Genomic DNA, 18,195 nt, shown 5'->3' with positions numbered 1-18,195 from the left:
AGCGCGCCGGCCGCCCGCATCACGGGCCCACGGCGACGGGCGCGTGACGGATCCACGGCGGCGCCCCGCCGGGTGCGCGCGGCCGGCGGGGGTCGCGCGCACCCGGCGGGGCGCAGGGCCCGGCGTCAGCGGGTGTGGAACGTCTTCAGCAGCGCCGGCAGCGACACGCCGATGGGTTCGCGGATCACGCGCTCCGCCCGGTGGTCGTACGGCGTCGGGTCGGCGTTCACGACGATCAGGCGGGCCCCGTGGTCGGCGGCGACGCCCGCGAGGGACGCCGCGGGCCGCACCTGGAGCGTGCTGCCCACGGCGATGAAGACCTCGCAGGCTTTCGCTATCGAGGTGGCGCGCGCCAGCACCACCCGGTCCAGGCGCTCGCCGAACATCACCGTCGCGGACTTCAGGATGCCGCCGCACTCCTCGCACGGCGGGTCGTCCTCGCCCGCCGCGACCCGTGCCAGGGCACGGTCCATGGGGGATCTGCGGCGGCACGCCGTGCACATGATCTCGCGCGCCGTGCCGTGCAGCTCCAGCACTTTCGCGGGCGGCATCCCGGCCATCTGGTGCAGGCCGTCCACGTTCTGGGTGATCACCCGCACGGTGGTCCCCGACCGGTCCAGATCGGTGACGGCACGGTGCCCCGCGTTCGGCTTCGCGCGCAGCGTGGGCGTCTCGCCCCGCAGCCGCCAGGCGCGCCGCCGGATCTCCGGATCGCCCATGTACACGTCGTACGTGGCGTACTTCTCGGCGCCCGGGTCCCGGCGCCACACCCCGTTCGGCCCGCGGTAGTCCGGGATGCCGGAGTCCGTGGAGATGCCCGCGCCGGTCAGGATCGCGACGAGTGTCATGCCTTCGAGCGTACGAAATCCCCGACGGCCGGGCCCCGGAATTTCCCCCGCCGTTCCGCTCCCCGGCCACGGTGTCCCGGCCGCCGGGCCCGCCTGTCGTCCGCGGCCGGCGCACCCCGGCTCTCGCGACGCCCCGGGTGCTGTGGGCGGCAGGCCTGCCGCAGGGGGACAGGCCGAGCGCCCCGGCGCGCCTCAGCCCACCGGCCGGCCGTCCTCCAGCTCCACCGTGCCGCCGCCCGACTCCACCACCTCAAGGGCCGCCGCCACCCGGCGCCCGAGTGCCCCGGGGAAGTACGAGGTGATCTCCGCGCGCTCCACGAGCCGCCACGACACGAGCTCCGACTCCTGGAGCACGATCGCCGCCTGCTGCCCGGCGTCCAGCACTCCGCCGTCGTAGAGGTAGGCGGCGATCGGCGGGCGGCCGGGGCCACGCGTCCAGTCGACGGTGAGCAGCCTGCCCGGCGCGATGTCGAGGCCGATCTCCTCCAGCGTCTCCCGGCGGGCGCCCTGGCGGGGGCTCTCCCCCTCGTCGGACTCCACGGTCCCGCCGGGCAGCGCCCAGCCCTCGCGGTAGTTCGGCTCGACGGCGAGGATCCGGCCCTCCGCGTCCCGGAACAGTACGGCGGCCCCCGCGAGGATTTTGGGGAGCCCTGCGATGTAGGTGGCGTAGTCGTCGCTGAGTGTCACCCGTGCAGCGTAGCGGCCCCCGGACGGCCCGGGAATCGGCCTCTGGGCAGGGCGGGCACGTGCCGGATAGGGTCGGGGCGGCGCGACTGCCTGTTCGAGTGCAAAGGGATGGAACGTGACGGACGGTGCAGTGAGTGGGGACCGCGGGGACGGTGGCACGCGGGCGAGCGTGCTCATCGCCGCGGACAAGTTCAAGGGGTCGCTGACAGCGGCCGAGGTCGCGGAGCGGGTCATGGCCGGCATCCGCCGGGTCGTGCCCGGCGTACCGGTCGAGGCACTGCCCGTCGCGGACGGCGGGGACGGCACGGTGGCCGCGGCGGTCGCCGCCGGGTTCCAGCGGCGTGAGGTGCGCGTCCGCGGCCCGCGCGGTGAGCGGCTGACGGCCGCGTACGCGCTGCGCGAGGGCACCGCCGTGGTGGAGATGGCGGAGGCCTCCGGGCTCCAGCACCTGCCGCCCGGCGTCTTCGCGCCGCTGACGGCCTCGACGTACGGCACCGGCGAACTGCTGCGTGCCGCGCTCGACGCCGGGGCGCGCGACATCGTCCTCGGTGTCGGCGGCAGCGCCACCACCGACGGCGGCGCGGGCATGCTCACGGCGCTCGGGGCGCGGTTCCTCGACGCGGCCGGCGAGCCGGTGGGCCCGGGCGGCGGCGGGCTCGCGGACCTGGCGTCCGCCGATCTGACGGGACTCGACACGCGCCTCGCCCAGGTGCGCGTCGTGCTGGCGAGCGACGTCGACAATCCGCTGACAGGACCGAAGGGGGCGGCGGCCGTGTACGGCCCGCAGAAGGGCGCCGACGCGGCCGACGTCGCGGCCTTGGACGTGGCGCTCGGCCGGTACGCGGCGGTCCTTGAGGCGGCGGTCGGCCCGCACGGCGCCGAACTCGCCTCCGCGCCGGGCGCCGGGGCGGCCGGCGGGATCGGCTACGGGGCGCTGGTGGGTCTCGGCGCCGGATTCCGCGCGGGCATCGAGGTGATGCTCGACGTACTGGGCTTCGCGGCGGCCCTGCAGCGCGCGACGCTCGTCGTGACGGGGGAGGGCTCGCTCGACGCGCAGACGCTGCACGGCAAGGCCCCCGCGGGGGTCGCGGCGGCGGCCCGCGCCCGGGGCGTCGACGTGGTGGCGGTGTGCGGCCGTCTGGCGCTCGATCCGGCCGAGCTGCGGGGCGCGGGCATCCTGCGCGCCTACGCGCTCACGGACCTGGAACCTGACCCGGCGCGCTGCATGGCCGAGGCGGGGGACCTGCTGGAGCGGGCGGCGGCAGCACTGGCGCAGAACCACCTGCGCTGACCGGCCGCCGCGTGAGGGCGGGGCGCCCGAACGACGGGAGGGCCCGCGACCGATGTGGTCGCGGGCCCTGTCCGTGGTGCACCGGCCGCCGCTACGGCAGCTGCGCCGCCCGCGCCTCGCGGCGGCTGTCGCGGAAGGTGTTCACGCGGCGTGCGGTCGCGAAGAGCGGGATGACCGCGCCCGTGACGACCTGCAGCGCGCAGCCCGCCTGCAGCAGCAGCTGGCCGCCCGGCGCGTCGAACGCCCACGCCGCCAGCAGTGCCATCGCCGAGACGATCCAGCTCAGCATCGCCACGGCGAGGATGCCGCGGGGCTTCGGGTACTCGACCCGGCTCACCATCAGCCAGGCCACGCCCACGATCGCCAGCAGTGTCGGGACGAACGGCAACTCCAGCAGGACGATCGAGACGACCGTCAGGGCGCCGAACGGGCTCGGCATCCCCTGGAACATCCCGTTGCGCACCGTGACGCAGGAGAACCGCGCCAGCCGCAGCACCACCGCCAGCAGGACGACCACGGCGGCCACCACCGAGAACCGCTGGTGCGCGTCGCTCTCGACCAGGCCGTACACCAGGACGAAGTACGCGGGTGCCAGGCCGAAGCTGATCAGGTCGGAGAGGTTGTCCAGCTCCGCGCCCATCGGCGAGCTGCGCAGCTTCCGCGCCACCAGGCCGTCGAAGAGGTCGAAGACCGCCGCGCACAGCATCAGGATGACGGCGGTCGCCGCGGAGTGGCGGGCCATGCCGCCGCTCTCGTCGCTGCCGGTCAGATGCGGGATCAGGATGCCGGTGGTGGTGAAGTACACCGCCATGAAGCCGCAGGTGGCGTTACCGAGGGTGAGCGCATCGGCTATCGACAGGCGCAGCGACAGCGGCATGTTCTCCGCCTCATCGCTCTCCTCGTCCTCCGTCGCCCAGCCGGTCCTGGTGTCCGGATCAATCACGGTCAATTCGAGTCACCCCCGCGGTCGTCTTCTGGCCCACCTCGACCGCGACGTCCACGTCGCCGGGGAGGTAGAGGTCGACGCGCGAGCCGAACCGGATCAGACCGATGCGTTCGCCCTGCTCGACCTTCGTGCCTTCGGGCAGGTAGGGAACGATACGTCGTGCCACCGCGCCCGCGATCTGGACCATCTCGATGTCGCCGAGTTCGGTGTCGAAGTGCCAGACAACGCGCTCGTTGTTCTCGCTCTCCTTGTTGAACGCCGGCACATACCCGCCGGGGATGTGCTGCACCGATGTCACGGTGCCGGCCAGCGGCGCCCGGTTGACGTGCACATTGAGCGGGCTCATGAAGATGGCGACCCGGGTGCGGCCGTCCTTCCACGGCATGATGCTCTGCACCACACCGTCGGCGGGGGAGATCAGACGGCCCTGAGCGATGTCGCGCTCGGGGTCGCGGAAGAACCACAGCATGCCCGCGGCGAGCGCGGTGGCGGGCACTGCTACGGCGGCCGCACCTCTGGAACGGCGGGCGCGCGCCAGACCGAGCGCCGCGGTGGCGACGGTCGGCAGGAGCCACGGCGACGATCCCCGCGCGAGGCGGACGCGACCGCGAGGTGCGGAGGTTGGGCCGGATGGACTGTGGGGCATGGATGACCTTCGTAGCGGATGATGCCGCGCTGGCAACAGGGGGACGGCGGCCTTCCACCGATGCTATCGGTAGCGAACCACAACTGAGCAAGCCAGCAGCCCAGTCGGGCCTTCGCGAGGCCTTGTCCCGCGCGTTCACGTGTGTCCCCAGGGGCTCTTGGAGACTTGGACGCACGTCTGGCTCCGAGCGTTCCCTGGCGTGATCTGTACGGTCTTCATACGAATCCGGTGCAAGGTCCGCTTCCGGGCCGAGCCCGGCCCGGCGGGAACCTTACGGAATCCGTACGCCTCCCGGCGAGGGGCCCGCCCGGCGAACCGGTGCGAATCCGCCGAATCGGGAACGGGCCGTACGAGCCGCCCGTCGCGCTCATCCCTGCACTCGGTACTCCTCAAGCAGTCGGCGGCCGATGATCATTTTCTGGATCTCGGCGGTACCCTCGCCGATGAGCAGCATCGGGGCCTCCCGGTAGAGGCGCTCGATCTCGTACTCCTTGGAGAAGCCGTAGCCGCCGTGGATCCGGAAGGCATCCTCGACGACTTCCTTGCAGTACTCGGAGGCGAGGTACTTCGCCATCCCTGCCTCCAGGTCGTTTCGTTCCCCGGAGTCCTTTTTGCGTGCTGCGTTGACCATCATCGCATGCGCGGCTTCGACCTTGGTGGCCATCTCGGCCAGTTTGAACTGGATGGCCTGGTGCTGAGCGATCGGCTTGCCGAAGGTGTGGCGCTGCTGCGCGTACGAAATGCCCAGTTCGAAGGCGCGCTGTGCGACTCCGCAACCACGCGCCGCGACATTCACGCGGCCCACCTCGACGCCGTCCATCATTTGGTAAAACCCTCGGCCGGTCGTTCCGCCGAGCACCCGGTCGGCGGGAACCGGAAGGCCATCCATGATCAACTCGGTGGTGTCGACGCCCTTGTAGCCCATTTTGTCGATTTTTCCCGGGATGGTGAGCCCTGGCCGGATCTCGCCGAACCCGGGCTCCTTCTCCACCAGGAACGTCGTCATCGACCGGTGTGGCGGCGCGTCCGCCGGCTGCCCCTCGTCCGTCCGGCACAACACCGCCACGAGGGAGGACGTGCCGCCGTTGGTGAGCCACATCTTCTGGCCGGTCAGCGCGTAGCCGCCGGACGCCTCGTCGCGTGTCCCCTTTGTCGTGATCGCCGACACATCGGAGCCGAGGCCCGGCTCCGACATGGAGAAGGCGCCCCGCACCTCGCCCGCCGCCATGCGCGGCAGGAACGTGTCCTTCTGTTCCCGCGTGCCGTACTTGCTCAGCATGTACGCGACGATGAAGTGCGTGTTCACGATGCCGGACACCGACATCCAGCCACGCGCGAGCTCCTCCACGCACAGCGCGTACGTGAGAAGGGACTCGCCCAGCCCGCCGTATTCCTCCGAAATGGTCAGCCCGAAGAGGCCGAGCTCTTTCAGGCCCTCCACAATGGCCGACGGGTACGCGTCGCGGTGCTCCAGCTCCGTCGCGACCGGCAGGATCTCCTTGTCGACGAAGTCCCTCACCGTCGCGATGATCTCGCGCTGCACGTCGGTCAGTCCCGCTGTCCCGGCGAGTCGGCCCATGTCAGTCACTCTCCTGCGGCTCGGGGCGGCCGGGCTGCTCGCCGCCGCGCTGCTGAACGTACTGTGCCGTCGGCACCATCACTTTGCGGCGGAAAACACACACCACGGTGCCCTCCTGCGTGTAGCCCCGCGTCTGGACCTGCACGATCCCCCGGTCCGGGCGGGAGCGTGACGGTGTCTTCGCCAGCACCGTCGTCTCGCCGTACAGCGTGTCGCCGTGGAAGGTGGGCGCCACGTGCCGCAGCGACTCGACCTCCAGGTTGGCGATGGCCTTGCCGGACACGTCGGGCACCGACATGCCGAGCAGCAGCGAGTAGACGTAGTTGCCCACCACCACGTTGCGGCCGAAATCGGTGGTCTTCTCGGCGTAATTGCTGTCCAGGTGCAGCGGGTGGTGGTTCATCGTGAGCAGGCAGAACAGGTGGTCGTCGTACTCCGTGACCGTCTTGCCCGGCCAGTGCTTGTACACGGCACCGACCTCGAACTCCTCAAACGTCCGGCCGAACCTCATCGCCGCTCAAACCTCCGGGGCTTCGAAGGAGGTGGTGCGCCGCATACCCGCGGCGCGGCCCTTGCCCGAGACGACCAGCGCCATCTTGCGGCTGGCCTCGTCGATCATCTCGTCACCGAGCATCGCGGAGCCCTTCTTGCCGCCGGCCTCCGACGTGTAGTACTCGTACGCGTCGAGGATCAGCTCCGCGTGGTCGTAGTCGTCCTGCGCCGGCGAGAACACCTCGTTGGCAGCGTCGATCTGACCCGGGTGCAGTACCCACTTCCCGTCATAACCGAGCGCGGCGGCGCGTCCCGCGACCTCGCGGAAGCCGTCCACGTCGCGGATCTGGAGGTAGGGACCGTCGATGGCCTGCAGGTCGTGGGTGCGGGCGGCCATCAGGATGCGCATCAGGATGTAGTGGTACGCGTCGGCGTCGTAGCCGGGCGGCTGCTTGCCCACCACCAGCGTCTTCATGTTGATGGACGCCATGAAGTCGGCGGGCCCGAACACGATCGTCTCCAGGCGCGGCGACGACGCGGCGATCGCGTCCACGTTCACGAGGCCCCGCGCGTTCTCGATCTGCGCCTCGATGCCGATCCGGCCGACCTCGAAGCCCATCGTCCGCTCGATCTGCGTCAGCAGCAGGTCCAGCGTCCGCACCTGCTCCGCGTCCTGCACCTTCGGCAGCATCACGCAGTCCAGGTTCTGCCCGGCGCCCTCCACGACCGTGATGACGTCCCGGTACGTCCAGCTCGTCGTCCAGTCGTTGACCCGGACGACACGCGTCTTACCTGTCCAGTCCCCCTTGTTGAGCGCGTCCACAATGCTGTGCCGGGCGCCCTCCTTCGCGAGCGGTGCCACCGCGTCCTCCAGGTCGAGGAAGACCTGGTCCGCGGGCAGGCCCTGGGCCTTGTCCAGGAAGCGCGGGCTGGAGCCGGGCACCGCGAGGCACGAGCGCCGGGGGCGCAACCGGTCCACGGCGTCGGCGGACGAGGGGCCGGCGGACGCGGGAGAAGACGGGCTGGTCATGCGGGGACCTCCTGGGGGTCGAGCTGGTTGGCCTGCCGTACGCAATCGACGATACGGCCGATGATGTCGGTGATCCCGAAGTCCTTCGGAGTGAATACGGCCACCACACCGGCCGCTTGCAGGGCCGCCGCGTCCGTGGCCGGGATGATGCCGCCGACCACCACGGGGATGTCGCCGCCGCCCGCCTCGCGCAGCCGCGCCAGGACGTCGGGGACGAGCGCGGTGTGCGAGCCGGACAGGATCGACAGGCCGACGCAGTGCACGTCCTCGGCGAGCGCGGCCGAGACGATCTGCGCGGGGGTGAGCCGGATGCCCTGGTACACCACCTCGAAACCGGCGTCCCGGGCGCGCACCGCGATCTGCTCGGCGCCGTTGGAGTGCCCGTCGAGGCCCGGTTTGCCGACCAGCAGGCGGAGCCGGCCGACACCCAGCTCCGCCGCGGTACGGGCCGCCTTCGCGCGGACCGCCGCCAGCGGTGACCCCGCCGTCGCCGCCTCCGCGACCGGCGCGCCGCCCACCCCGGTGGGCGCGCGGAACTCGCCGAACACCGTGCGCAGCGCCCCGGCCCACTCGCCCGTCGTGACGCCGGCTCGCGCGCACGCGAGGCTCACGTCCATCAGGTTGTCCGTTCCGGCCGCCGCCTTCTCCAGCGCCACGAGCGCCGAGGCCGCCCGCTCCTCGTCGCGGCCCGCGCGCCAGCCGGCCAGCGCCTTCACCACGGACGCCTCGGTCGCCGGGTCGACGGTGAGGACCGCCGTGCCGAGGTCGGCGGTCAGAGGGCTCGGCTCGCTCGCCTCGTAGCAGTTCACCCCGACGACCTTCGCCTCGCCGGATTCGACGGCGGCTCGCCGCCGGGCGTGCGAGGCGACCAACTCGCCCTTGAGGTAGCCGGATTCGACCGCTGCCAGCAGCCCGCCGCGCTCCTCGATGCGGGCCATCTCGGCGCGCGCCCCGGCCACCAGGCCGGCCACCTTCTCCTCGACGACCGGTGACCCGTCGAACAGGTCCGGGTATTCGAGCAGGTCGCTCTCGTGCGCCAGTACCTGCTGGACGCGCAGCGACCACTGCTGGTCCCAGGGGCGCGGCAGCCCGAGCGCCTCGTTCCAGGCGGGCAGTTGCACCGCGCGGGCGCGTGCGCCCTTCGACAGGGTCACGGCCAGCATCTCCAGCACGATGCGCTGCACGTTGTTCTCCGGCTGCGCCTCCGTCAGTCCCAGGGAGTTGACCTGCACGCCGTAGCGGAACCGGCGCCGGCGCGCGTCCTCGACGCCGTACCGCTCGCGGGTGATGTCGTCCCACAGCCGCGTGAAGGCGCGCATCTTGCACATCTCCTCGACGAACCGGACGCCCGCGTTCACGAAGAACGAGATCCGCCCGACGACCTCGCCGAACGCCTCCTCGGACACCTGTCCGCCCGCCTTGACCGCGTCCAGCACCGTGATCGCCGTCGAGAGCGCGTACGCGACCTCCTGCACGGGCGTCGCGCCGGCCTCCTGCAGGTGGTAGCTGCAGATGTTGACGGGGTTCCAGCGGGGCGCGCGAGCCACCGTGTACGCGATGAGGTCCGTGGTCAGCCGCAGGCTCGGCCCCGGCGGGAACACGTACGTCCCCCGGGACAGGTACTCCTTGACGATGTCGTTCTGCGTGGTGCCCGTGAGGCAGCCGGGCGCGTCGTCGCCCTGCTCCTCCGCCACCACCTGGTACAGCGCGAACATCCACAGCGCGGTCGCGTTGATGGTCATGGAGGTGTTCGTACGGTCCAGCGGGATCCCGTCGAACAGCCGCCGCATGTCGCCGAGGTGGGACACGGGCACCCCGACCCGGCCGACCTCGCCCCGCGCGAGCACGTGGTCGGGGTCGTAACCCGTCTGGGTGGGCAGGTCGAAGGCGACCGAGAGGCCCGTCTGGCCCTTGGCGAGGCCCTGCCGGTACAGGGCGTTGGACGCCTCGGCCGTCGAGTGTCCCGCGTAGGTGCGCATCAGCCAGGGCTGGTCCCTGGGGGCGGGGGATGTCATGCGGCGACCGCCGTCCGCTCGGTGCGGAAGAGGTCGATGGCGTCGGCGTACCGGGCCCGCATCTCCTGATCCCGCACCCCGAGGCCCTCGCGGGGCGCCAGCGCGAGGACACCGACCTTGCCCTGGTGCAGGTTGTGGTGCACGTCGTACGCGGCCTGGCCGGTGTCCTCCAGCGCGTACACCTTCGACAGGGTGGGGTGGATGCGCCCCTTGGCGATCAGCCGGTTGGCCTCCCAGGCCTCACGGTAGTTGGCGAAGTGGGAGCCCACGATGCGCTTCAGGGACATCCACAGGTAGCGGTTGTCGTACTCGTGCGTGTAGCCGGACGTGGAGGCGCACGTGACGATGGTGCCGCCCTTGCGGGCGACGTACACGCTCGCGCCGAACGTCTCCCGGCCCGGGTGCTCGAAGACGATGTCGACGTCCTCGCCGCCGGTCAGTTCGCGGATGCGCGCGCCGAACCGCTTCCACTCGCGCGGGTCCTGGCTGTGCTCGTCGCGCCAGAACCTGTACCCCTCGGCGTTGCGGTCGATGACGGCCTCGGCGCCCATGCGCCGGCACAGCTCCGCCTTCTGCCGGCTCGACACCACACAGATGGGGTTGGCGCCGCCCGCGAGTGCGAACTGCGTGGCGTACGAGCCGAGTCCGCCGCTCGCACCCCAGATCAGGACGTTGTCGCCCTGCTTCATCCCGGCGCCGTTGCGGGAGACGAGCTGGCGGTACGCGGTGGAGTTGACCAGCCCGGGCGCCGCGGCCTCCTCCCAGCTGAGGTGGTCCGGCTTGGGCATCAGCTGGTTGGACTTGACGAGGGCGAGCTCGGCGAGGCCGCCGAAGTTCGTCTCGAAGCCCCAGATGCGCTGCTCGGGGTCGAGCATGGTGTCGTTGTGCCCGTCCGAGCTCTCCAGCTCGACGGAGAGGCAGTGCGCGACGACCCGGTCGCCCGGGTGCCAGGCGTTGACGCCGGGACCGGTGCGCAGCACGACGCCCGAGAGGTCGGACCCGATGACGTGGTAGGGCAGGTCGTGCCGGGCGGCGAGCGGGCTGAGCCGGCCGTACCGCTCCAGGAAGGCGAAGGTCGGCAGGGGCTCGAACAGCGACGTCCACACCGAGTTGTAGTTCACGGAACTGGCCATCACCGCCACGAGCGCCTCGCCGGGCCCGAGTTCGGGCACCGGCACGTCGTCGACGTGCAGCGACTTGCGGGGATCCTTGTCGCGGGTGGCAAGGCCCTCGAACATCGCGGTCTCGTCCTTGCGGACGGTGACGGCGCGATAGGACTCGGGCAGCGGGAGCGCCGCGAAGTCCGCGGCCGTGGTGTCGGGGGACTGGACGGCGTCCAGGATGTCCTTCACGGGAACCTCCGGATGGGGCTGACTGAGCTGGGGGCGGTGGAGGGTGCCGTCGGTTCGGCGGGTGGTGCGCGCGCCGGTGGGCGCGGTGGGAGTGCCTGTGACGCAGGCGATCCGGCGACGCGGGGGTGACGCCCGCGGGGACAGGCCGGATAACGTGACGGTATGGCACCCCGTGCCGCCTTGCAAGGGTTGGAAGGCAATTTAATGGCACTGAGTGCCAGGATGATCGATCATCGTTCGCTGTGCGACACACCGCCGCCCTCCCACGGATGACCCGGGGAGGGCGGTGAAGGGCGGTGCAGGGCGGGGAAGCGAAGAGCGGGTGCGACGGATGCGGCCGGGGAGGAAGCCCCGCGACGGGGGAGGGCGGAAGCCCCCGCGACGGGGCGGACGCCGGTGCCGGACGCCCGATGGCTCGCGGCTCCAGGCGGTTCGCGGCCCGGGCCGCCCGGACGTCAGGCGGACCCGAGCGCCCGCTGGATCGTCCGCATGACCTCGTCCAGCGGGGCGTCCGTACGGGCCACCGCGACCAGCACGTCCCCGCTCGTGTGCGCCGCGGCGGGCGGCCGCTCCGCGCTGATGGGCGCGCCCGCCGCGAAGCCCGTGCCGAAGGCCTTGCGGACGATCTCGAAGGCGTGGTCGAGCTGTGCCTCCACGTCGCCCTCGCCGCCGGCCCGCAGCCACCGGCGCAGCACATGGTTGTGCGCGGTGACCACCGCGGACGCCGCCACCTCGGCCAGCAGCGGGTCGTCGCTGTCGCCGGCGTGGGCGTGCTCGTCGAAATGGCCCAGCAGATAGCGCGTGAACAGCCGCTCGTAGCGGGCCACGGAGGCGATCTCCCGCTCCCGCAGGGTCGGCACCTCACGGGTCAGGCGGTAGCGCTCCACGGACACCGCGGGCGACGCCGCGTACATCCGCATGACCTCCTTGATGCCCCGGCACACCGTGTCGAGCGGGTGCTCGTGCGGCGGGGCCGCGTTGAGCACGGCCTCCGCGCGCACGAGCGTGTCGTCGTGGTCGGGGAAGATCGCCTCTTCCTTGGAGCGGAAGTGGCGGAAGAAGGTCCGGCGCGCGACCCCGGCCGCCGCCGCGATCTCGTCGACCGTGGTCGCCTCGTACCCCTTTGTCGCGAACAGTTCCATCGCCGCGGCCGCCAGTTCGCGGCGCATCTTCAGGCGCTGGGCGGCGGCCTTGGTGCCGGCGGCGCTCACGGGGGCCTCGGAGTTCGTCTGTGTACGTGAGGGTTTGGCCGGCTGCGACATACGGTGAACGTACTCCATGCAGGTGGCACTCTGTGCCGCCGACCCTCAACGGCGCGCGTGGGTGCGGAAGCCGCGACCCGACTTGCGGCCCAGGAAGCCTGCCGACACCAGCGCTTCCAGCAGCGGCGCCGGCGCGAGGCCCGGCTCGCGGAACTCCCGGTGGAGTACGCGCTCGATCGCGAGCGAGACATCCAGGCCGACGACGTCGAGCAGCTCGAAGGGGCCCATCGGATACCCCGCCCCGAGCCGCATCGCGGTGTCGATGTCGTCCGGGGTCGCGTAGTGGTCCTCCACCATCTTCACGGCGTCGTTGAGGTAGGGGAACAGCAGCGCGTTCACGATGAAGCCGGCCCGGTCACCGCAGTCCACCGGGTGCTTGCCCGCGGCCAGCGCCGCGTCACGCACCCGGGCGTGGGCCGTCTGTGAGGTCAGCACCGTGGTGACGACCTCGACGAGGCGCATCGCCGGCGCCGGGTTGAAGAAGTGCATGCCGACGACGTCCTCGGGCCGGCCGGTGGCCCGGGCGCACGCGACGACAGGGAGGGAGGAGGTCGTGGTGGCGAGCACCGCGCCCGGGCGGCAGATCCCGTCCAGGACGCGGAACAGGCCCCGCTTCACGTCCAGGTCCTCCGCGACGGCCTCCAGGGCCAGATCCGCCGGGGCGAGCGCCTCCAGTGACTCGGCCGCCGTGACCCGGCCCAGCGCCGCCTCCGCGCTCTGCACGGTCATCCTCTTCTTGTCGACAGAGCGACGAAGTGACGAGGCGATCCTCTCCTTCGCCGCGGCCGCCTTCCCAGCGGTGCGGCCGGCCAGTACGACCTGGTGCCCGGACGTCGCGAACACCTCCGCGATACCCGCGGCCATCGTGCCGGACCCCGCGACGCCGACCGTGCCGACCGCCGGCCCGCCGGACGGGGCGCGGCGCGGCGCGGCGGGGCGCGTGCCGTCCGCCGCGTAGCGGTGGAAGCCGCGGCCGGCTTTCCGGCCCGTCAGCCCCGCCCCGGTCAGGCGGCCGAGCACGGGTGCCGGCGCGTCCGCCAGGTCGCCGGAGTGCTGGTACATGGCTTCCAGCACGGTGCGCGCCGTATCGATGCCGATGAGGTCGAGCAGCGCGAGCGGGCCCATCGGCAGGCCGCAGCCGAATCGCATCGCCGCGTCGATGTCGTCGCGGGACGCGTACCCCGACTCGTACATCGCGGCGGCCCTGTTGAGATAGCGGAACAGCAGCCCGTCCGCGACGAACCCCGGCCGGTCGCCCGCCGCGACGGTCTCCTTGCCCAGGTCGCGGGCGAGGGCCGTGACGATGTCCAGGGCGGCGGGCGAGCTGAAGACCGTGCGCACCACCTCCACCAGCCGCATCACCGGGGCGGGGTGGAAGAAGTGCATGCCGACCACCCGCTCCGGGCGGGCGGTGGCGGCGGCGAGGCGGGTGACGGACAGCGCGTTGGTCCCGGTCGCGAGCACCACGTCGGGCCGCACGATGCCGTCGAGGGCGCGCAGGACCCCGAGCTTGTCGTCGTACGACTCCGGCACCACCTCCACCACGAGGTCCGCGTCCGCGGCGGCCCGCAGGTCCGTGAAGGTGCGCAACCCGGCCCGAGTCGTCCGCCGTTGCTCCTGTGTCAGGTCGCCGCGGGCGACCGCGCGGGCGGTGGAGGCGTCGAGTGCGGCGGCGGCCCTCGCGGCGGCGGCCGGGTCGGTGTCGATGCCGATGACCTCGCGGCCCGAACGGGTCAGGGCCTCGGCGAGGCCCTGACCCATGGTGCCCAGGCCGATGACGGCGACGGTGTTGATGTCCATGACGGGACTCCAGGGGAGGAAGGCGTCGGCCCGGCACCGCCGACGGCGGTGCCGGAGGAGCCGACGGACCCTGTCCCGTGGTCACGTCGTGTGCTGCGGTGCGGCGCGCCGTGGTGCGTGCGCCGCGCGGGGGGAGTGCGTGCGTGCGGTCGGGAGGCGGGGCGGACGCTCGGGCGCGGGGTGTGCGGTGTGCGGTGTTCGTCCCCGGCGTCCGGGCGGCGAAGGGCGGAGGCGGCACGGGTGCGGAGCCGGGCTGTCGCCCGCCGCGAGCACGCGCCGTGCCCGCGCGGGGCCCGCCGCCCGGGGGCGACGGGAGCGCTGAGCCGTTGCCGCAGTGCCGCCCGGCGCCGATCGTGGCGTGCGCCGGAACGCCGTGCGTCCGTGCTGCTTGCGGGCGTGGTGCGTCCGTGGGTGACCCGGGTGGGGGTGGTTCCGCGCGTCCGGAACTGATGGGTCCGTACGTCACGTCCGGGCCTGCTACTGCTACTGCTACTGCTACTGCTGTCACCGTGGGTGCCGAACCGACGGCGCCCCGGACGACCGCGTCACCGGTCGCCGCTCATATGAGGTTAACCGACGGGTAACGAGCGCGCCAGCCCTCGGAGTCGGAGTTTCCGATGTGCCCTCAATCACCCCTGTCGCGCAGTTACCCTGAGCCGCATGGACGTCACCGACGAGGACTTCCGTGCCCTCGCGGACCGGGTGCGCGAGGAGTCGGACGCCGCGCCCGAGTGCGAGGACCTGCTCGGCACCGAGGACGCGGAATCACTCGCGGCCACCCTCGTCGCACCCGAACAACCCCTCTGGGCCCGGGAGATCGCGGCCTTCCGGCTCGGCTGCGCCCGCGACCGCCGTGCCTTCGAGACGCTGGTCCTGCTGCTCAACCACCGGGACCCCGAGCGCTGCGTCGCAGCCTCGTACGCCCTGACGCGGCTCGCCGACCCGCGCACCGCCCGCGCGGCGGCGGCGCTCGCCACCAATCCGCTGCGCACGGCCTACGCGCTGCACCCCGTCCGGCTGCTGACGGCGCTGCGCGCACCCGAGTCGGCGCCCGCGCTGATCGAGACCCTCGAAGGACTGCTCGCGCCCGACGCACCCCACTGGCGTGTCGCTCTCGCCTGTGTGGAGGGTCTCGGGACGCTCGCCGACCCGCGCGCCGCGCCCGTGCTGCGCGCGGCCCTCGGTCATCCCCGGCTGTCCGCCGCGGCCGGTGGCGCGCTGAGCGCCCTCGCGTACCGCACCTCCGGCACCTCGACGCCCGCGACGTCGTAGGGTTCCTCCGCCCCGTCCGGCGCGAAGCCCGCCCGCGCGTAGAAGCGGCGCGCCCGCGCGTTGCCCGCCACGACCCACAGCTGCATCAGCGGGTGGCCCGCCGCGGCGGCCCGGTCCAGCAGTTCCGCCGTCAGCGCCCGGCCCACGCCGCGCGACAGGTGCTCGGGCAGCACGTACAGCGCGTACAGCTCGGCGGTGCCGCCGGGCACGCCGGTGTCCCGGCTCGGCCCGTAGCAGCCCCAGCCGATCACCCTCCCGGCGCGCTCCGCGACCAGGTTGACGACGCGGCCCGCCCCCGCGAGGAACTGCTCCCGCCGTCGTTCGGTGTCCGCGTCGACGCTCATCGCCTCCAGGTGCGCCCGCGGCATCAGGCCCTCGTACGCGAACCGCCAGCCGCACACCCGGACGGCCGCGACCGCCGGGCAGTCCTCAAGGGTCATCGCGCGGACCGTCGTGTCCGTCGCGCCCGTGGCCTGTGGCGCGTCCGTCATGCCGGCCCCCCGCCGGCCACGGCGAACGCGTCGATCTCCACCAGCGGTGCGGGCCGGATCGGCGCGGCCACCTGGACGGCGGAACGCGCCGGCGGGCGCGCCGTGCCGAGGGCGGCGCCACGGGCGGCCCGCACGGCGGGCAGTTGAGCGACGTCCCCGACCCCGTACCCCGGCTTCACCACGTCGTCGAAGCCGGCCCCCGCCACCGCCAGGCACTGGCGCAGGTTCTCGAACACCCGGCGTGCCCGGACCGCCGGGTCGCCCTCGCCGACGATCCGGCCCTCCCCGTCGAACGCGCACTGCCCCGACACCGCGACGAACGTGCCCGTGCCGAGCACGACATGGCTGTACCCGCTGCCGGGGGCCACGCCCCCGGGCGAGGTCACATGGGTGAGATCGCTCATGGCGCCATCATCTCCGACGCCACCGCCGGCGGGCCACGTGATGTACCGGCCGCGTCCGCGGAGAGCCGCGCCCGGCTCGCGAGGCCCGGCAGCCGCGGTCCCTAGAGCAGCGTCAGCTGGGTCGGCTCCGGCGCCGCGTCCTGCTGGTCCCCGCTCACCGCGTCCGGCAGCGGTGTCCGGAACGAACGGCCCCGGGGCCCGATCCCGTACTCGTCGGCCAGTTCGTGCACGGCCTTGGTGATGCGCCGCTGGTACCACGTCGGCGCGTACGAACCGCCGCCGTACAGCCGCTCGTACGCGCCGACCAGCGCGGGGTGGTGGTGCCGCAGCCACGTCATGAACCACTCCCGCGAGCCGCCGGGCCGCAGGTGCAGGGCCAGCGGGGTCACCGAAGCGGCGCCGGCCGCCGCGATCTCCCGGACGGTCGCCCGCAGTTGTCGGGGGCTGTCGCTCAGGTACGGCAGGACCGGCGCCATCAGCACCCCGCAGCCGATGCCCGTCTCCGACAGCGCCCGCACCACATCGAGGCGCCGCTCGGGCGCGGGGGTCCCCGGCTCGACCGTGCGCCACAGGTCCCGGTCGGTGAAGCCGACCGACACGGACACGCCCACGTCGGTGACGGTGGCCGCGTCCCGGAGCAGGTCGAGGTCGCGCAGGATCAGCGTGCCCTTGGTGAGGATGGAGAACGGGTTCGCGCGCTCCCGCAGCGCGGCGATGATCCCGGGCATCAGGGAGTAGCGGCCCTCGGCCCGCTGGTAGCAGTCGACGTTGGTGCCCATCGCGATGTGCGCCCCCTGCCAGCGGGGCGACGCCAGGTCGCGGCGCAGCAGTTCCGGCGCGTTGATCTTGACGACGATCTGGGAGTCGAAGCCCTGCCCGGTGTCGAGGTCGAGGTAGCTGTGCGTCTTGCGCGCGAAGCAGTAGACGCAGGCGTGGGAGCACCCCCGGTACGGGTTCACGGTCCACTCGAAGGGCATGCGGGACGCGCCGGGCACGCGGTTCACGATGGAGCGGGCCCTGACCTCGTGGAAGGTGATCCCCCGGAATTCCGGCGTGTCGAAGGTCCTGGTGGTCACGGCGTCCGTGGCGAAGAGGGCGAGGGCCGCGTCGGGTCGGGCGCCGGTGCCGCGTGCCGCGCCGCCCCCGGCGCCGCCGTCCGCTCGGGTCGCGTCATCGGCGTCCTGGTCGGTCAGATGGTCCCAGCGCATGCGTGCCTCCTCGGTAGTGCTCCGTTCGACAATAGAACAAATGTTCCCTTGATCGTGCACGCCGTTCGGACGCGCCGTTCGGACGCCACGTGCCGGCCGCTCGTCGGCTCCCTTGTCGGCCCCTTTGCCCGAGCCCCTGGAGACCCCGATTTGGGCCGGTGGGCGCGGGGTGGTTGGCTTGCCGTGCCCCACCAAGGAACCGAGTGCTGGAGGAACAGCCATGGCGCAGGTCGAAGCCACGACGGAGCGAGTCATCGCGGCGAAGGCGGAGGACGTGTTCGACGCGCTGGCCGACTACAAGGAGACACGCCACAAGCTGCTGCCCGGCAACTTCACCGAGTACGAGATCCGGGAGGGCGGCGACGGCGAGGGCACGCTCGTCCACTGGAGGCTGCAGGCGACCGAGAAGCGGGTCCGCGACTGCCTCCTGGAGGTGACGGAGCCGGTCGACGGTCAGCTCGTGGAGAAGGACCGCAACTCCTCCATGGTCACCACCTGGGTCGTCACCCCGGCGGGTGAGGGCCGTTCGAAGGCCGTCGTCACCTCCGTGTGGAACGGCGCGGGCGGCATCGGCGGTTTCTTCGAGCGCAAGTTCGCGCCCAAGGGCCTGGCCGCGCTCTACGACCAGATCCTGGCCAGGCTCGCCGAGGAGACCGAGGGCAAGCCCTCGGGTGACGTCTGAGCATGAGCCCAGCTGACTCGGCCGGCCCGCGCGGGTCAGCGCGCTAGTCGCCCGAGTCACCGATACGGGTGGATTCTCCGGACGGCGGCCCCGTGTCAACGCGGCGCGTGCCGTCCGGAAAGCCCCAGTTGAGCGCCCCGGCGCACGATCTCAGCGATCGCGCGCCCCCTCACCCGCCCCTGCGCAGCCC

General features: G+C 72.6%; 17 protein-coding genes. 3 read left to right on the top strand and 14 right to left on the bottom strand.

What is annotated here, in order from left to right:
* Positions 1-125: 125 nt before the first annotated feature.
* Together OG310_RS05670 and OG310_RS05665 are read right to left on the bottom strand one after the other, a co-directional pair.
* A complete protein-coding gene (locus tag OG310_RS05670; protein ID WP_329454772.1) occupies positions 126-848 on the bottom strand; it encodes an SIR2 family NAD-dependent protein deacylase in 723 nt (240 codons plus the stop codon).
* Between the two features lie 192 nt (positions 849-1,040).
* The gene (locus OG310_RS05665) at positions 1,041-1,535 is read right to left on the bottom strand and encodes an NUDIX hydrolase (RefSeq protein WP_329454771.1); all 495 of its coding nucleotides are present in this window, start codon (positions 1,533-1,535) and stop codon (positions 1,041-1,043) included.
* Positions 1,536-1,650: 115 nt separating this feature from the next.
* Here OG310_RS05665 and OG310_RS05660 point away from each other — a divergent pair, with 115 nt between their 5' ends.
* Positions 1,651-2,826 (top strand): glycerate kinase, encoded by a 1,176-nt coding sequence (locus tag OG310_RS05660; RefSeq protein WP_329454770.1) that lies wholly within the window; start codon positions 1,651-1,653, stop codon positions 2,824-2,826.
* A gap of 91 nt (positions 2,827-2,917) precedes the next feature.
* Here the strand turns inward: OG310_RS05660 and pssA are convergent, their stop codons facing one another.
* From pssA to OG310_RS05615, 9 genes are all read right to left on the bottom strand, one after another.
* Positions 2,918-3,775 (bottom strand): CDP-diacylglycerol--serine O-phosphatidyltransferase, encoded by an 858-nt coding sequence (gene pssA, locus OG310_RS05655; protein ID WP_329454769.1) that lies wholly within the window; start codon positions 3,773-3,775, stop codon positions 2,918-2,920.
* The gene (locus tag OG310_RS05650) at positions 3,762-4,418 is read right to left on the bottom strand and encodes a phosphatidylserine decarboxylase (RefSeq protein ID WP_329454768.1); all 657 of its coding nucleotides are present in this window, start codon (positions 4,416-4,418) and stop codon (positions 3,762-3,764) included. Before OG310_RS05650 ends, pssA begins: the two co-directional genes overlap by 14 nt.
* Positions 4,419-4,785: 367 nt before the next feature.
* Positions 4,786-5,997: an acyl-CoA dehydrogenase family protein gene (locus tag OG310_RS05645; protein WP_329454767.1), complete on the bottom strand. Its 1,212-nt coding sequence runs from the start codon at positions 5,995-5,997 to the stop codon at positions 4,786-4,788.
* A 1-nt stretch (position 5,998) separates the two neighbouring features.
* Positions 5,999-6,508 (bottom strand): MaoC family dehydratase, encoded by a 510-nt coding sequence (locus OG310_RS05640; protein WP_329454766.1) that lies wholly within the window; start codon positions 6,506-6,508, stop codon positions 5,999-6,001.
* A 6-nt stretch (positions 6,509-6,514) separates the two neighbouring features.
* A complete protein-coding gene (locus tag OG310_RS05635) occupies positions 6,515-7,519 on the bottom strand; it encodes an HpcH/HpaI aldolase/citrate lyase family protein (protein WP_329454765.1) in 1,005 nt (334 codons plus the stop codon).
* Positions 7,516-9,534 carry a protein meaA gene (locus tag OG310_RS05630; RefSeq protein ID WP_329454764.1) on the bottom strand — a complete coding sequence of 673 codons (2,019 nt, stop codon included), beginning with the start codon at positions 9,532-9,534 and terminating at the stop codon, positions 7,516-7,518. Before OG310_RS05630 ends, OG310_RS05635 begins: the two co-directional genes overlap by 4 nt.
* Entirely contained in the window at positions 9,531-10,886 is a 1,356-nt protein-coding gene (gene ccrA / locus OG310_RS05625) for a crotonyl-CoA carboxylase/reductase (protein WP_329454763.1), read from the bottom strand. Before ccrA ends, OG310_RS05630 begins: the two co-directional genes overlap by 4 nt.
* Positions 10,887-11,341: 455 nt before the next feature.
* Complete coding sequence (locus OG310_RS05620; protein ID WP_329454762.1) at positions 11,342-12,148, bottom strand: TetR family transcriptional regulator; 807 nt, start codon at positions 12,146-12,148, stop codon at positions 11,342-11,344.
* A 45-nt stretch (positions 12,149-12,193) separates the two neighbouring features.
* Positions 12,194-13,948, bottom strand: a complete 1,755-nt coding sequence (locus tag OG310_RS05615) for a 3-hydroxyacyl-CoA dehydrogenase family protein (RefSeq protein ID WP_329454761.1) — start codon at positions 13,946-13,948, stop codon at positions 12,194-12,196.
* Between the two features lie 660 nt (positions 13,949-14,608).
* On the opposite strand from OG310_RS05615, the gene OG310_RS05610 reads away from it, so the two are divergent.
* Complete coding sequence (locus OG310_RS05610; protein ID WP_329454760.1) at positions 14,609-15,220, top strand: HEAT repeat domain-containing protein; 612 nt, start codon at positions 14,609-14,611, stop codon at positions 15,218-15,220.
* Here the strand turns inward: OG310_RS05610 and OG310_RS05605 are convergent.
* The 3 genes from OG310_RS05605 to OG310_RS05595 all read right to left on the bottom strand — a co-directional run bounded on the left by OG310_RS05605 (position 15,133) and on the right by OG310_RS05595 (position 17,323).
* Positions 15,133-15,711: a GNAT family N-acetyltransferase gene (locus OG310_RS05605; RefSeq protein WP_329454759.1), complete on the bottom strand. Its 579-nt coding sequence runs from the start codon at positions 15,709-15,711 to the stop codon at positions 15,133-15,135. The genes OG310_RS05610 and OG310_RS05605 overlap by 88 nt on opposite strands.
* Entirely contained in the window at positions 15,708-16,115 is a 408-nt protein-coding gene (locus OG310_RS05600) for a RidA family protein (RefSeq protein ID WP_329454758.1), read from the bottom strand. Before OG310_RS05600 ends, OG310_RS05605 begins: the two co-directional genes overlap by 4 nt.
* A 101-nt stretch (positions 16,116-16,216) precedes the next feature.
* Positions 16,217-17,323, bottom strand: a complete 1,107-nt coding sequence (locus OG310_RS05595) for an Rv2578c family radical SAM protein (protein ID WP_329454757.1) — start codon at positions 17,321-17,323, stop codon at positions 16,217-16,219.
* Positions 17,324-17,543: 220 nt separating this feature from the next.
* Between OG310_RS05595 and OG310_RS05590 the strand changes: the two genes are divergently transcribed.
* The gene (locus OG310_RS05590; RefSeq protein ID WP_329454756.1) at positions 17,544-18,005 is read left to right on the top strand and encodes an SRPBCC family protein; all 462 of its coding nucleotides are present in this window, start codon (positions 17,544-17,546) and stop codon (positions 18,003-18,005) included.
* Positions 18,006-18,195: the final 190 nt, after the last annotated feature.

The sequence above is a fragment of the Streptomyces sp. NBC_01497 genome (genome assembly GCF_036250695.1).
Lineage (GTDB): Bacteria > Actinomycetota > Actinomycetes > Streptomycetales > Streptomycetaceae > Streptomyces.
This window is presented reverse-complemented; position numbering and strand designations above follow the sequence as displayed.

Coding starts and splice junctions, on each gene's coding strand:
- OG310_RS05640 (WP_329454766.1), bottom strand. CDS start 6,508: ATGAGGTTCGGCCGGACGTTTGAGGAGTTCGAGGTCGGTGCCGTGTAC.
- OG310_RS05620 (WP_329454762.1), bottom strand. CDS start 12,148: ATGTCGCAGCCGGCCAAACCCTCACGTACACAGACGAACTCCGAGGCC.
- OG310_RS05605 (WP_329454759.1), bottom strand. CDS start 15,711: ATGACGGACGCGCCACAGGCCACGGGCGCGACGGACACGACGGTCCGC.
- OG310_RS05635 (WP_329454765.1), bottom strand. CDS start 7,519: ATGACCAGCCCGTCTTCTCCCGCGTCCGCCGGCCCCTCGTCCGCCGAC.
- OG310_RS05595 (WP_329454757.1), bottom strand. CDS start 17,323: ATGCGCTGGGACCATCTGACCGACCAGGACGCCGATGACGCGACCCGA.
- OG310_RS05650 (WP_329454768.1), bottom strand. CDS start 4,418: ATGCCCCACAGTCCATCCGGCCCAACCTCCGCACCTCGCGGTCGCGTC.
- OG310_RS05645 (WP_329454767.1), bottom strand. CDS start 5,997: ATGGGCCGACTCGCCGGGACAGCGGGACTGACCGACGTGCAGCGCGAG.
- OG310_RS05615 (WP_329454761.1), bottom strand. CDS start 13,948: ATGGACATCAACACCGTCGCCGTCATCGGCCTGGGCACCATGGGTCAG.
- OG310_RS05670 (WP_329454772.1), bottom strand. CDS start 848: ATGACACTCGTCGCGATCCTGACCGGCGCGGGCATCTCCACGGACTCC.
- OG310_RS05590 (WP_329454756.1), top strand. CDS start 17,544: ATGGCGCAGGTCGAAGCCACGACGGAGCGAGTCATCGCGGCGAAGGCG.
- OG310_RS05630 (WP_329454764.1), bottom strand. CDS start 9,534: ATGACATCCCCCGCCCCCAGGGACCAGCCCTGGCTGATGCGCACCTAC.
- OG310_RS05610 (WP_329454760.1), top strand. CDS start 14,609: ATGGACGTCACCGACGAGGACTTCCGTGCCCTCGCGGACCGGGTGCGC.
- OG310_RS05600 (WP_329454758.1), bottom strand. CDS start 16,115: ATGAGCGATCTCACCCATGTGACCTCGCCCGGGGGCGTGGCCCCCGGC.